Source organism: Arthrobacter sp. MDT2-3 (assembly GCF_059090465.1).
Genome location: NZ_JBNHFS010000004.1, coordinates 312176 through 325883, shown reverse-complemented (window position 1 = coordinate 325883; position 13708 = coordinate 312176). Strand labels below are relative to the sequence as shown.

General features: G+C 65.6%; 15 protein-coding genes. 8 read left to right on the top strand and 7 right to left on the bottom strand.

Annotated elements, in window-relative coordinates:
* Positions 1–20: 20 nt before the first annotated feature.
* Positions 21–614 carry a DUF5655 domain-containing protein gene (locus AC5RUQ_RS14330; protein ID WP_493947995.1) on the bottom strand — a complete coding sequence of 198 codons (594 nt, stop codon included), beginning with the start codon at positions 612–614 and terminating at the stop codon, positions 21–23.
* A 194-nt stretch (positions 615–808) separates the two neighbouring features.
* Between AC5RUQ_RS14330 and AC5RUQ_RS14325 the strand changes: the two genes are divergently transcribed.
* From AC5RUQ_RS14325 to AC5RUQ_RS14315, 3 genes are all read left to right on the top strand, one after another.
* A complete protein-coding gene (locus AC5RUQ_RS14325; protein ID WP_493947994.1) occupies positions 809–1501 on the top strand; it encodes a protein tyrosine phosphatase in 693 nt (230 codons plus the stop codon).
* A 222-nt stretch (positions 1502–1723) separates the two neighbouring features.
* Positions 1724–2302, top strand: a complete 579-nt coding sequence (locus AC5RUQ_RS14320; RefSeq protein WP_493947993.1) for an RNA polymerase sigma factor — start codon at positions 1724–1726, stop codon at positions 2300–2302.
* A complete protein-coding gene (locus AC5RUQ_RS14315; RefSeq protein ID WP_493947992.1) occupies positions 2295–3035 on the top strand; it encodes a hypothetical protein in 741 nt (246 codons plus the stop codon). Before AC5RUQ_RS14320 ends, AC5RUQ_RS14315 begins: the two co-directional genes overlap by 8 nt.
* 36 nt (positions 3036–3071) lie before the next feature.
* Here the strand turns inward: AC5RUQ_RS14315 and AC5RUQ_RS14310 are convergent, their stop codons facing one another.
* On the bottom strand, positions 3072–3626 hold the full coding sequence (locus tag AC5RUQ_RS14310; RefSeq protein ID WP_493947991.1) for a COG4315 family predicted lipoprotein: 555 nt from the start codon (positions 3624–3626) through the stop codon (positions 3072–3074).
* A 161-nt stretch (positions 3627–3787) separates the two neighbouring features.
* Between AC5RUQ_RS14310 and AC5RUQ_RS14305 the strand changes: the two genes are divergently transcribed.
* The gene (locus tag AC5RUQ_RS14305) at positions 3788–4288 is read left to right on the top strand and encodes a sigma-70 family RNA polymerase sigma factor (protein WP_493947990.1); all 501 of its coding nucleotides are present in this window, start codon (positions 3788–3790) and stop codon (positions 4286–4288) included.
* Entirely contained in the window at positions 4285–4953 is a 669-nt protein-coding gene (locus tag AC5RUQ_RS14300) for a zf-HC2 domain-containing protein (RefSeq protein WP_493947989.1), read from the top strand. The genes AC5RUQ_RS14305 and AC5RUQ_RS14300 overlap by 4 nt, the downstream gene beginning before the upstream one ends.
* A gap of 67 nt (positions 4954–5020) precedes the next feature.
* Here AC5RUQ_RS14300 and AC5RUQ_RS14295 read toward each other — a convergent pair whose 3' ends face one another.
* On the bottom strand, positions 5021–5839 hold the full coding sequence (locus AC5RUQ_RS14295; protein ID WP_493947988.1) for a DUF1206 domain-containing protein: 819 nt from the start codon (positions 5837–5839) through the stop codon (positions 5021–5023).
* Between the two features lie 271 nt (positions 5840–6110).
* Between AC5RUQ_RS14295 and AC5RUQ_RS14290 the strand changes: the two genes are divergently transcribed.
* Positions 6111–7691, top strand: coding sequence for a hypothetical protein (locus AC5RUQ_RS14290; protein ID WP_493947987.1), 1581 nt, complete (start codon positions 6111–6113; stop codon positions 7689–7691).
* Positions 7692–7758: 67 nt separating this feature from the next.
* Positions 7759–8205: a hypothetical protein gene (locus AC5RUQ_RS14285; protein WP_493947986.1), complete on the top strand. Its 447-nt coding sequence runs from the start codon at positions 7759–7761 to the stop codon at positions 8203–8205.
* A gap of 38 nt (positions 8206–8243) precedes the next feature.
* Here the strand turns inward: AC5RUQ_RS14285 and trmB are convergent, their stop codons facing one another.
* Positions 8244–9167, bottom strand: coding sequence for a tRNA (guanosine(46)-N7)-methyltransferase TrmB (gene trmB, locus AC5RUQ_RS14280; protein ID WP_493947985.1), 924 nt, complete (start codon positions 9165–9167; stop codon positions 8244–8246).
* 34 nt (positions 9168–9201) lie between these two features.
* Entirely contained in the window at positions 9202–9615 is a 414-nt protein-coding gene (locus AC5RUQ_RS14275) for a hypothetical protein (RefSeq protein WP_493947984.1), read from the bottom strand.
* 134 nt (positions 9616–9749) lie between these two features.
* Here AC5RUQ_RS14275 and AC5RUQ_RS14270 point away from each other — a divergent pair, with 134 nt between their 5' ends.
* Positions 9750–11087, top strand: a complete 1338-nt coding sequence (locus tag AC5RUQ_RS14270) for an MFS transporter (protein ID WP_493947983.1) — start codon at positions 9750–9752, stop codon at positions 11085–11087.
* 57 nt (positions 11088–11144) lie between these two features.
* Here the strand turns inward: AC5RUQ_RS14270 and AC5RUQ_RS14265 are convergent, their stop codons facing one another.
* Both AC5RUQ_RS14265 and AC5RUQ_RS14260 read right to left on the bottom strand, forming a co-directional pair.
* The gene (locus tag AC5RUQ_RS14265; protein WP_493947982.1) at positions 11145–12434 is read right to left on the bottom strand and encodes an MFS transporter; all 1290 of its coding nucleotides are present in this window, start codon (positions 12432–12434) and stop codon (positions 11145–11147) included.
* A 26-nt stretch (positions 12435–12460) separates the two neighbouring features.
* A complete protein-coding gene (locus AC5RUQ_RS14260; protein WP_493947981.1) occupies positions 12461–13705 on the bottom strand; it encodes a M20 metallopeptidase family protein in 1245 nt (414 codons plus the stop codon).
* Between the last annotated feature and the right edge of the window lie 3 nt (positions 13706–13708).

Here is a 13708-nt window from a genome sequence, read left to right as displayed (position 1 = left end):
TCAGCTGTTCTGCATCAGGCTTAGCTGTTCTGCTCCAAGGCCACGGCCAGGATGTCCATAAGTTCATCGTCCACCTGGTCGGCTGAGGTGAGGCGCACCCTGCGGGTGAAAGGGTCATCGGCCCGGGTCTTGACGGTTTCAAGCCGGCCTTCCGCGGAGGCGTCGAGCCGGAGGGTTACGTCAACGGCAGTGTTGGTGGTCCGGGTGACCTGCGCGAACTTCCGCCGGGCACTGTGGAGGGACACGTAACCCTTCCGCATCTGGATCTCCACCCCGCCGGTTGCGGACGCCCATGCCAGGAGGGCGTCCGCAATGGGCCTGAGGTGCGGGTGGTTGGCATACTGACCGTCAATCAGTTCGTCGGCGTCGCGCAGCATAAATTCCGGATAGCCGAACATCTCCCAGGACACCGCGTACTGGGCGTACCCAGTCACCCCGAAGCTGTCGCGCATCCAGGTGCGGAGTTCGCCGTCGTTCCGGATGCCCGCGGCACGGGCCTTCCCAACCCAGTAATTGGTGTCTTCGCCGGTCTTCCGCAGAAGGAGGGCTTTGTTGCTGTCCACCATCGACTGCCAGGTGCTGGCTTTCTTCTGGGACTCCGGGATCGCAGGCATGCATCGATCGTAGCGCCGTCCCTAAACCTCGCCGGCTGCTGCCCGCCGGCTGCCACCGCGATGTTTTCTGACAAACGCCGCAGAAAAAGATCCCGGAGACCCGTAACCTTTCCGCCTGCCCCCGCGATGTAGGAGGTGATGGGTCCGCCCGACGGACCTGCTTCGAATAAGTTGTCTAAGTTTTGGAGTGTCTAATGTCGTTGTTCACCGTTCTCGCCACCAGCAAAGTCGCCGCCGGAGTACTGGCAGCCGGCACCCTTGCCGTCGGCGGAACCGGCGCCGCTGCCGTTTCCGGCGTCCTCCCCGCCGAAGCACAGCAGACCGCCCACAATCTTTTCGGCGCCCCGGCTCCGCAGCTGGCAGCAGAAGCTGCCACTGACGCGCAGGCAACCGCTGACGCCGCCGCAGAGGCCACTGCCAACGCTTCCGCTGACGCAGAAGCGGAAGCCGCAGGAGATGCCACGGTTTCCGGCGAGAACGTCGCAGCCCAGGCTTCCGTGTCCGCCGCAGCCGGTACGGCAGTTGACGCAGCCGGCGCCGCAGCCCTTGGCCTCTGCACCGCTTTCACCAACGGTGGCCTGAACGCCTCTTCCGAAGGCTTTTCCTCGCTTGCCATCGCAGCGCAGGGTGAAGCGAACATCGAAAGCTTCTGCGCCGACGTCGCAGCGCAGGCTGACGCTGCCGCAGAGGCAGGCGCCGCAACCGGTGGTTCCGCCGCTGTTGAGATCGAGCGTCCCGAGGTTCCTGCTGTTCCCGCTGTCCCGGCTGTTCCGGGTGTCGACGGCGAGCCGGCAGTTCCGGCCGTGCCTGCAGTTCCCGAGGTTCCTGCTGCCTCCGTCGACGGTGGCAGCGCAGCTGTGGACGCGCCGTCAGTTTCGGTCCGCTAAGCGGCGTTGGCTAGTGTGTACTGCGGGAAACGGCCCACGGTCCGTTTCCCGCAGTACGGCAGTCCCCGATTTTAGGAACTGCCCTTTCAGGAACACTAACGGCCCTTGGGGAGGCCGGTCCGGAATGAAGCCCGGAATCACCTGCCGAAAGGCAGCGGGAAAGTAAGCGCAGGACCTGCAGACCGCACCGTAAAACCGGGACGGGCCTTGCCTTGCTCCGGGATGGAGGAGCCGCCGGTGCTAGACACTTTGGCCCAAGAAAAGATCGACATATTCGACGACGCAGCCGGAACCGACCCGGCTGCGGTGTTCGGCGTTGCCTACCGGTCCTTCGCGGGACCGGTGCTGGGATACCTCAAGGCACGCGGCGTCGACGATCCCGAAGCGGTAACCCAGGACGTGTTCCTGGCATTCTTCCCGCAGATCAGCAGCCTCACCGGCGGGCTGCAGGGGGCCAAGTCGCTCATCTTCTCCATCGCCCACGCCCGCATGGTGGACCACTACCGGCGGCTGGAACGCAGGCCCCAGCTGACTCCTTACGACCCGCTGGAGGACAGCCGGAGCACCCCCTCCGCAGAACACTGCGCGGTGGAGCTCAACGGCGCGGCTGCCGCCCTGCTGGACGGGCTCAGCGACGAACACCAGGAAGTGCTGGCCCTTCGCGTGGTGGCTGACCTGTCCATAGAACAGGTGGCCGGCATCATGGGCAAGAGCGAAGGGGCAATCAAGCAGCTCCAGCGCCGGGCCCTTCAAAATCTCAAGGCACAAACGCTCAAAAGAAACCAGGCAAACCATGAGTGACACTGCAGGATTCCGCGACGGGTCCGTCGACCAGCTGCTGTTGGAGGCAGACCTGGATGGCGACACCCAGCTCCGCCCAGTCCTTCTCGAGCTTCAGGCCCTGGGCTCTGCTGCGCCGGAGCCTTCTGCTGAGCTGCTGGCCCTGATGGCCGGAGGCAACGCGGGGCTTAGTGCCGACCCGGAAGCCGCCGAAGATGCGCTTGCTTCAGCTCCCGCTGACGAACTCGCTGCCCGCCGCAGGGCCAAGCGCCGGGTCACCCTGACGGCCTTGTCCGTGGCGGTGTCCCTGAGCGCCGGCGGCGCAGTTGCCGCGGCATCAGACCAGTCCATCCGGGAGTCGTTCACCCAGCTCAACCAGGCTGTCACTTCGTTTATCACGGGGACCGGCGGAGCACCTGCAGACCACCAGGTTAAACAGCCCGCGGCGCCTTCGCCCAACACGCCGGCTGGCGCCGAGCCTGCCGCAACTGCACCGGCCGGCCCAACATCGATACCGGCGGACCCCGCCGCAGCGACGCAACCGACGGTCCCGCCGTCGAATGGTCCGGTTGCGCCGGAGACCGCTGCAAGCCAGCCAACTTCCCCGGGAAAACCCGGGGAAGTCCCCGCTTCAGAGACCCTGCCGGGGGCTGTACCCGAGCATATTGCCGACGGGCTGGGCGGGTCACGGGAAGTGCCGGTGCCGCCCCACGTTCCACTGCCCGCCACGCTGCCGGCAGTTCCGCTCCCGTGACGCACCGGCACCCGGCCCACCGCCCCCGGAGGGTCATTATTTGGCCGCGGTTTTGATCATTTCGCCGGCCGGATCGGCCAGGTACCAGACGTCGTTGACGCCCTGGCCGAGGATGTCACCGGCCTTGGTGTCCTTGGCGAAGTAGTACAACGGCAGGCCGTTCAGGGTCACCTGCTTGGCACCTTCCGGCGTGGTGATGGTGCCCACGGTCCCGGTTACCCCTTCGACTTTGGGCTCGTCCGAAGTGATGAGGAGCGGCGGCCACGCGGTCAGGCATCCCCCGGTGCAGGTGCTGGTACCGGAGTCTTTGACATCCTTGGTGTAGTAGTAGACGCTCATCCCCTTGCCATCGACCACAATGTCGCCCAGGCTGGAAGACGCAATCTGGAGGTCGACACCGGCGGCCGTTGCTGTGGACGTTGCGGAGGGCGGAGAAACAGAGGCAGCGGGGGCCGTTGCAGAGGCGTTAGGTGAGCCTCCCGTGACAGCCGGGCTGCTGGCTGCAGGGGTGGAACCGCCGCCGCCGGCGCACCCCGCGAGGGCCCCGGTCAGGGCGAGGATGGTGAGGCCTGTTCCCAGTTGCTTTTTCATAGGTTTGCTCCTTGGTCCGTGCCCGGCGCCGATGCCGGACGCTAACGACTAAGACGCCGCCGGGTGAAGAATGGTTCAAATGAACCAAATTCCGGCTGCGGACGTCGTATCAGCCGGAAGCACACGGTGGCGAACCATGCTGAAGGCCGGGAGGTCCTGATATGCCGCTGGACGAGGACGTTGTTGAGTCCATCTACCGTGAGCACGGCCCGGCCCTCCGGCGCTTTGTGCTCAGCGCCTCCCGGGACCCGCAGCTGGCTGAGGACGTGGTCCAGGAAACCGTGCTCCGTGTCTGGCAGCACGCCCCGGAGGTCACCGGGAGCCTTCGCAGCTATCTTTTCCGGACGGCCAGGAACATCATGATCGACAATTACCGCCGGGCGCAGCGCCGCCCGGCCGAGACCCTGGACGACGGCCTTGCCAATTCCGCCGAGGCAGTGGAACGCGTGGACGAGCTGCTGAACAAGGTGCTGATCGAGGAAGCGCTGCTCCGCCTCAGCTCGGAACACCGGGACGTGCTGGTGGCATTGCACTACCGCCGTTTCACCGTCAATGAGGCAGCGGTGCAGTTGAACGTCCCGAGCGGAACGGTGAAGTCCCGTGCGTACTACGCAGTGCGGGCCTTGCGGACCATCCTGGACGAAATGGGGGTGGAACGGTGAACCCTGCCGAGCTGCACCACTTGCTGGGCGCCTACCTGTTGGGCGGGCTGGACGCCGAGGACCTGAAGATCTTTGCGGCGCACCTTCAGGGTTGCGCGAGATGCCGGGACGAGCTTGGCCGGCTGGAGAAAGTGCCTGCGTTGCTGGACGCCCTCCCGGTGCCGGACGCCGTTGCGCTCACCGTGGTGCCGGCAGGACCGGGCGCGCCACCCGCTCGGACAGCCGGGGCCCCGGTGCCCCTCCTTTCGGAACTGTCCCGCCGGCGTCGTAAGGTACGACGGCGGTGGGCGGCCCTGGTGGGAGCGGTCGCCGCAGCATGCCTCGCCGTCGGTTTGGCCGTGGGCCCGGTCCTGAACCGGCCGACGCAACCGGACGCGAGCTACTCCGTGCAGTCCGGAGATGGCCTGCAGTTCAGCATCGACCTGGCCCGGAAGATCTGGGGAACCGAGTTGGCGGTGAACGGCAGCAGCCTCCCTTCCGACGGGACATTGTCGCTGTGGGTCCGGGACCGGGCCGGCGGCGAAGACCGCGCGTGCGCTTGGACGGCCACGCCGAGCGGCAGGGTCAGGGTCACCGGAGCAACACCCATCCAGCTGGCGAGCATTTCGAGTGTGGAACTGCGGGACGGTACCCAGCAGGCCGTCGCGGTAATTACGGTGCCATAGGGTCCGGCACAAACCCGGGCGCTCCAACCCCAGCCACACTGGCAGCTTCAACAGCTGCGGCCACCGGCTATCGGGTCATCTTCGCGAGGCGTGCCCGGACGATCATGTAGGCGCCGTAGCAGATGAGCCCGGCGCCCACAGCCGCCAGGAGGTACACCCCTAAGGGCTGGTCGCGGAGTGCCCGAAGTCCGCCGTCCAGGCCGGTGGATTCCTCAGGGTGCGCCTGCAGGGTGGCTATGGCGATGAGCAGCCCGGTCAGCAACAGCACAATGCCCTTCGCCACGTATCCAGTTACGCCCAGCACGGTGACGGCGGTCCGTGCGGTGGGGGACGAGGGCATTGTCAGATGCTTTTCAAACGATTTCCGAAGGCCGCGGATGCCGTACACCACGCCGGTTACGGCAATGCCCACGCCCAGCAGGACCAGCAGCGCTACGCCGCCCGGCGCCTTCATCACGGACGCGGTAAGGTCGCTTGCCGCCTGCTGGTTGTCCCCGCCCGCACCGGTTCCCATGGCGAAGGACATCAGTGTCAGGGCAAGCCCGGCGAAAACCACTGCCTGCGCCGCTGCCTTGGCCTTCTTTCCGGCCTTTTCCTTTGTGGGCAACTGGTTGTAGTCGAAAATGGCATCGCTGGTCTGCCACAGTGCGAGGGCAGCGCAGGCGGTGAAGCTGGCCCACAACAGGAAGGGTCCGGCAGGCTGGGTGGCGAGTTCGGCCACGGCACCGCTGAAGTCGGCGTTGCCCGTACCGCCCATGGCCAGCCGGATTGCGATAGCACCTACCAGGAGATGCAGGATTCCGCTCGCTGCAAACCCCGCCCTCGCCATCATCTCCAGGGTGTGGGAGTTGGTGACGTTCTCTGCCGCATCTGCGGCCTGTCGCAATTCTTTTTTGATGGCTGTTCCCTTTGTACAGGCGCGGATGCCCGGATGGTGCGTACCCCCGCGTAAGGGCAATCGTGCCACGCGCTGATGGTCCGGGCCAGTAATTCCCTCGGACGATGTGGATTAGGTGGCGGATCGTGCGGCTCCAGGATGAGGTGCCAGTGCCGCCGCTGCCGGATGGGGAGGGATGCCCATCGCCGAATTTCCCGCCGCCGTGGAACTATATGGTCAGCGACCGAACATCGGCGCGAACTTCTCCGGGGGACGAACCATGACTTTTTACGGCGCTGATGTCAGCCAGTTGCGGGCTCTGGCGAAGGCGGCTGATCAGGCTGCCTTGCTGTTGAGCACCCGGGCGAGTTCGCTGCATAGCCAGATCCAGGCGGCTCCCTGGAAGGGCACGGACGGCGAACGTTTCCGTCAGGAGTGGAGCGGAAGCCACCGCCCCGGGCTGGAGAAGGTTGTGTCCAGCCTGCGTGAGAACTCCAGGATTTTGCTGCAGCACGCAGAGGAGCAGGAGAAGTCCTCCTCGTCCTCATCGGCCGGTGCCGGCACCGGCGTCTGGGACCGGGTTAAATCGTTTGCCGGGCAGGCCCAAGACTGGCTGAAGGACCAAGCCGCTGCCGCCGCGGCCGCGGCCGGGCACCGCCAGGAGCTGGAAGCCGGCCTGGAACGGATGCTGGACGCCAGCCCGGAAGAACAGGCCACGTGGTGGGACAGCCTCTCTGCAGCCGACCGGAAATACCTCATCGAGAGCGAAGGCGGCGACGGTCCGTTCGCCGAGGACCTCATGCGAATGGACGGCGGCATCCCCAAGTCCGCGCAGGAGCAGGCCAAGGAACATCTCCAGGACATCGCCAGGGCGGACATTCCCGTCTACTCCGAGGCAGGCAAGGCATCGATTGAGGCCCGGGTGGCCTGGGTGCACGGCGGCGCCGAAGTGGGCACCGAAGTGGTGGAGAATGCCGATGGCACCGCCACCATGATGGTGTACGGAAACATGGGGCTGGGCGTCAACGACACCACCGGAACCGCCGGCGTGACCCTTAACGGGCAGGTGTCCCGCGAATACTCCTTCGGCAGCGTGGAAGAAGCCATGGCAGCCCGCGAGCAGATGTACCGGGACCTGCCGCCGGACAGCGTGGGTGAGATCAAGGATGTGGCCGGCAATCCGACCGGTTACATCCTGGACACCATCAACAAAGCCGCCGGTGACAACGGCTCCACCGGACAGACGGACAAGGCCAAGGGAACGCTGTCGCTCGAGGCCGAGGGGGAGACTGGAGCCGCATCAGGTTCGGCCAGGCTGGACCTGGCCTACGAGCGGAACCTGACCGACGGCACCTCAACAGTCAACGGCGAGGTTTCCGCCCAAGGCAAGCTCAACCTGGACGGCCGCGTTTTCGAGGCTTCCGGCAAGGGCGGACTGCAGGTGAACATGGACAAACACAGCAGCATCGAATCCGTGTCAGTCTCCATGGATGGAACGGTGGCGCATGGATTCACTGCGGGTTCGGACGTCAAGGCCGCCAAGCTCGAGTCCTCAGTCACCGTGGGAACCCGGGGTACTGTCAAGATCGATGTGGATTATTCACCGGAGAACAAGCCACTGATCGACAGCTACTTGCGGCATGTCGCGCTCGGAAACGAATACGGCGCAGCACGCGATGCCGCCAGGCTGTATGAAGCCGGTTCTGCCACTGTCCAGGTCAACAATGTGGTGACGGCGTCCAATGAGGCCGGGCTTGACGTGAAGGCGGGCGAGGTGGAGGTCAGAACAGAGAGCCAGGCCACTACAAACGTCTCCACGTACTACAAAGTCCCCAACGACGCCAGGCTTGAGCGGCTGTAATCGCGCCGGCCAACATCCGGCCGCGCACCCAGCCCAGCTACGACACACCCGCTGAAGGAGCAAGAGAATGTCAGTCCACATCGAATCCGCGCTGGGGTTCACAGCAGACTTTCCCGAGCACACCCAGGTCCTGGAAAACTCCACGGCCGGCCCCAACACTGAACAGTACGGATTGCTCGGTGGGGTCCTTGTCACCGTCATCAAGGACGACACCTCCGTGCATGGCGCCGCGCAGGCCAACGGCTGGGCGCACCTGATGTCCGGTTACTACCTGGAGGAGAAGGCAGGCAGCCTTCTCACGGAAGGCGGGTTGAACCTGCCCGGCAAGTCCGCATACGCGGTGGTAGTGGGCTACGACGACGCCGAGGGGGCGGGGAAAGTGGCGGCGACCGTGGGCGTCTGGGAACGCGGGCGGTTCATCGGCCTGGTGGTCATCTGGCCCTACGCCGGCCCTGACGTGGAGCCGAGGCTCAGCATGCTCAGGGAGATTGTTGCCTCCATCAGCGTGGGCTGATGATGCCCGGGCGGCGGCCGGGTGTGCACTCGCTGGAACTAACGGCGGCGGTAGCAGAGATCAAAAATGAGCCGCCCGGCCTCGTGGGCCTTGCCTTCAAAGCTGGTCCGGATCCTTCCCTCGAACCTGGGAGCCCAGCCGCCCGTTTCGTCCACACCCTCGTTGGGGCCGGTGTGTTCCGTGCTGACCGGGGCACGGCCTTCACGGACGGGGGCCCCGCCCACCACTGATTCCACGCCGGACTGCCACACCTGGGTCAGCGGACTCTCCGGTCCGCGGCGCTCGCCTGTGTGCAGGTTCTCAAAGTCCTCCGAATCCGCCAGGACATCGCGGACATGGACCGCATAGTTGGACCAGTCAGTGGCAATGCGCCACAGCCCGCCCTTCTTCAGGGCACGGGCAGCAAGGTCCGCGAATTCGGGTTGGATGAGGCGCCGTTTGTGGTGGCGGGATTTGTGCCAGGGATCGGGAAAGAAGACCCACAATTCACTGACGGAACCCTCCGGGAGCATGGTGGCCAGCACCTCGGGCGCGTTGGCCTCGACAACCCGGACATTGCTCAGCCCCCGGCTGTTGATCTTGATGATGGTGTTGGCCAGCCCGGGAGTGTAGACCTCCACAGCGAGGAAGTCGGTGTCCGGGTTCTGCTCAGCGGCGTGGCAAATAGCGTCACCCAGGCCCGAGCCGATCTCGACAATGAGGGGTGCCTTACGGCCGAATTCCGCCTCCGCGTCGAAGGTGTAGTCCGGGTGGACCGACGTGTTGGCCACGTGCCGGGGGACGTTCACGGCCCACCGCTCGGCATGGAGTTCCCAGGCTGCCTGCCGGCGCCCCTGCAGGCGTGTGCCGCGGCGAACAAAGCTGACAGGCCGGCCACCGTAGGTGCCGTAGGAGGCTTGGGTTCCGGGGGTCACCGGCCGCGGGACATGCTGCGGCTGGGGGGTTTCTGGGGATTCACTCATCCCTTCCAGAATACCGGCGGCCGGAGAGCCCTCATTATGGATTCCCCAATTGATCCAATGCAGGCCCCAAAGCCAGTACGAGGACCAATCCCGCGAGGCATAAAGCGAGTGCCGCCGATGACCGGTCCGGCGAAGTATCCGGGGAGTTCTTGAGGACGGAAATTGCCAACACCAGGGAGGGCAAAGCAAACAGGAGGGGAAGGCTGAAGAACACCAATGGTGCCACCCAGGGCATCTCGGATGGCCCGGTGGAAGGGTAAGTGGCAAGCATGGCAAACATCGCCAAGGGAGCAGTAACGATCATGCTGACAAGGGCAAGGACTGCCAATAACACACTGGCTGTTGCTTTGCGCCCATAACGGGGTTCCTGGGCTTCTTCTGCAACGGGTGCTTCGGGTTGGGTTGGCTCCTTTGCCGGTTGGGGCTCATCTGGCGGCGCAATGCCCATTAGTCTCCTCCGGAGCCGGGCAGTTGGGTGCTGTTCATGCTTCCAAACCTATGGCTCAGACCTGCGGTGGCAGCAGTCCTCCACCGCCCTATGTGGACAACTCGGTCCGATGGCCCTCCTGCAAGAATGGGCAGGTGACGGAAGCGACGAGTGCTGCGGCGAAGAAGGACCGGCGCGCCAGGCCGCCGGGGAGGCCCCACCCCGACAACCTGGTGGATGCCGAAATTGATGAGTTGCCCGCGCCGGAACCAACCCGGGTGGGAAGCCGGAGAAGCTTGGTGTACCTGGGCCTGTGCCTGGTCCTGATCGGCCTAAATCTGCGCACGGTTTTCTCCAGTTTTTCGGCGGTGCTTCCCGAGGTGACGTCGCAGGCCGCACTGCCGGGATGGGCGGTTGTTGTGCTGACCACTGTCCCCGTGACGCTGCTGGGCCTGTTTGCGCCCCTGGCCCCGGTGCTGGCCCGCCGGTTCGGTGCCGACCGCGTGCTCCTCGGCGCCATGGCGGTGCTGACGGCGGGGCTTCTGCTGCGCCCGGCCGCGCTGCCCTGGCCTCCAGCCGGGGATCTGCCGGGACCAGTGCACCTGCCCGCCCTCCTTGCCGGGACAGCCGCCTGCGGTGCCGCCATCGCCCTGTGCAATGTGCTGCTGCCCGGGCTGGTCAAGCGGGACTTCCCGCACCGCCTGGGCCTCATGGGCGGGCTCTACACCACAGCCATCTGCGCCTCCGCCGCTTTGGGAGCCGGCTTTACCTACCCCCTCTACACGGCGACGGGGGAGTGGACCCTGGCGCTGTGGTTCTGGGCGCTGCCGGCCGCCGTCGTACTTTTCCTGTTCCTGCCGGTGGCGGTACGGCAGCGCCCCGTCCGGCACCAGGCGGTAAAGGAAGGGGTGAACGTCTGGCGCTCCGCGGTCGCGTGGCAGGTCACCATTTTTATGGTGCTCCAAGCGATGATGTCCTTCAGCGTCTTCGCGTGGCTGGCACCCATCCTGCGGGAACGGGGAGTGGACGGCGCAACGGCCGGGCTGATCGTATCCGTGTGCATCGTGCTGCAAATGCTCGGCTCGCTCTTCGCCCCGGCGCTTGCGGCGAGGTTCAGGGACCAGCGGGTCATCAACACCGTGGTGGCCCTGATGACCGGCGGCGGCTTCGCGCTGAGCATCTTCGGGCCACTTGGGTTGATCTGGGTATGGGCGGGACTGCTGGGGCTGGGCCAGGGGAGCCTCACCGCGGTGGCGCTGACCATGATCATGCTGCGCACCCGGGACGGGCACACTGCAGCGCACCTGTCCGGGATGATGCAGGGCGTGGGCTACGGCCTCGGTTCAACGGGGACCCTGATGGTGGGCCAACTGCACCAGGCCACCGGGTCCTTCACAGCCGCCGGCGTCCTCTTTCTGGCCGTGGGACTGCTCGCGGCCGTGTTCGGCTACCGGGCCGGACGGAACCGCTTCGTCGGCGACCCAACTGGGTAGCAGTAAGTGTCGTTATGAGCGTTCATAACGACACTTACTGCCACTTACATCGGTGAACTAGTGCGTCAGGTCCTTGCCCTTGGTCTCCGGGATGGTGAAGACGAACAAGGCGCTGACAGCCAGGAGCAGCACAGCGTAGACGTTGAAGAGGTCGGGCAGCTGCAGGGTGGTTCCCAGCCACTGCTGCAGGTAGGGGGCGGTGCCGCCGAAGAGCGCCACGCAGATGGAGTACGGAACACCCACGCCCACGGTGCGGATGCTGGTGGGGAAGAGCTCGGCGTACACGGCCGGCACAATCGCGGCACTCGCGGCGATGAAGATCAGCATCACGGACATGCCAACGGCCAGCTGCCACGCAGAGTCCTTCAGCAGCCAGGTCATGGGGAAGTGCATCACGGCAGACCCAATGGCGCCGGACCACAGCACCTTCTTTCGGCCAATGCGGTCCGAGAGCTTCCCCCAGAAGGGCAGCGCCGCGATGAACACGATGTTGCCGATGACGCCGGCCCACAGGGCCTCGCCGCGGTCGATCTTCAGCGCTGTTGTGGCGTAGCTCGGCGCCACCACACCCCAGATGTAGTAGATCACCGTGAGGCCCACGGTCAGGCCGATGACCTGCATGGCCTGCTTGCGGTGGCGGACAATCTGCGGCCAGATCGGTGCCCGCTTTTCGCGGACGGACTCGCTTTCGAACGCTTCGGTCTCGTGCAGCCGTGACCGCATGATCAGTGCGTACAGCCCCAGCACCGCACCGATCAGGAAGGGGATACGCCAGCCCCACGCGTTCATGGCCTCCGTGCTCAGCACCATGTTCAGCACGGCGCCCAGGAGCGTGCCGAACAGGATGCCCACCGTGCCTGATGTGTAGATCAGGGTGGCCCAGAACCCGCGCTTTTCCTTCGGCGCCATCTCCGAGAGGTACGTTTGCGACGACGGCAGCTCACCGCCGTGCGCCAGGCCCTGGACCAGCCGGGCCACCAGCAGCATCAGGGAAGCCCACACACCGATGCTCGCGAACGTCGGCGCGATGCCGATCATCAGGCTGCCCAGTGAGGCCAGGCCCACGGCCAGGGTCATGGACGTCTTGCGGCCTACCCGGTCACCGATCCAGCCGAACAGGAATCCGCCGAAGGGCCGGGCAACGAAGCCGACGGCGAAGATCGCCAGCGTAGACAGGACGGCCGACGCCGGGTCCGCCTTGCTGAACAATTGGCTGGCTATGAAGGGGGTGAAGGTTGCATAAATCGCCCAGTCGTACCACTCCACGGCGTTGCCGATCCCGGTACCAACAATGGTTTTCCGCATTGCTGCCCGCGCGCTGCGGTGCGGGTTCACGACAGTGGTCATTTCAGTTCTCTTCCTGGAAGGGTGGATCAGGAGTTGTTGGTGCGGGATTGCGAGAGCGCGGCGAGACGCTGCGTGGCGAGTTCCGCGTAGAGGGCGGCACCGTCCGCCAGGACGCCGTCGTCGAACGTTGCGTACGGTGAGTGGTTGAACGGGGAGGCGGCATGGTCCACGCCGCGGGGGACTGCGCTGAGCCCGATGAACGTGCCGGGCACTTCCGCCAGCACCCTGGAGAAGTCCTCTGAGCCGCTGAGGGGTGTGGCCCAGCGGGACAGCCGGGAATCACCGAACAACTCCGTGATGACGTCCTCGGCCGTATGGGTCTCGTCCTCGTCCGTGATGGTGAGGGGGTACTCCTGCTGGTAGTCGACGTCGACCTCGAGGCCGTGTGCCGACGCGATCCCCTGCAGGAGGCGGGGAATAGAGTCCATCAGCTTCTCCCGGGAGGCCTCGGAAAAGGTCCGGATGGTGGCTTCGATCCGCGCAGTTTCCGGGATGACGTTCCGCTTGGTGCCGGCGTGGAGGACGCCGACGGAGAGGACCACCGGATCGAACATGTTGAACTGGCGCGTGATCATCACCTGCAGCGCGGTGACCATCTCGGCCGCCGCAGTTACCGGATCCTTGGCCGCGTGCGGGGCCGAACCATGGCCGCCTGCACCGAGCACGGTGACCACCAGGCCGTCAGAAGCACTGAGCATCACTCCGGGTTTGGTGGTGAAGGTGCCATGCGGTTCCAGGGCGGAAAACACGTGCATGCCGTACGCGGCGTCTACCCGCCGGCCCGGCGCGTCCAGCACACCCTCGCGGATCATATAGCTGGCGCCGTCAAAGCCTTCCTCGCCCGGCTGGAACATCAGGACCACGTCCCCGGCCAGGCGGTGCCGGTTCTCGGCCAGCAAGGTGGCGGCACCCGTGAGCATCGCGGTATGGAGGTCATGGCCGCAGGCGTGCATGGCGCCGTCCAGGCGGGAGGTGTAGTCCACGCCGGTCTTTTCCTGGACCGGAAGGGCGTCCATGTCGGCGCGAAGCAGGACGGCCGGCGCAGCCTCCTGTCCCTGCCCGGCCCGGGCACCCGGGGCGCCGCGGAGCACTGCCGTGACCGACGTCGTTTCCTTGCCCAAGGTTATTTCGTAGGGGAGTCCGTCCAGCGCCTGAAGGACCTTTTCCTGCGTTCGTGGCAGGTCGAGGCCGATTTCCGGCTCCTGGTGCATGGCGTGGCGGAACCGGGTCAGTACGGGCTGGAGTTCCCGGGCCGCGGATGTGATGGTCATTTC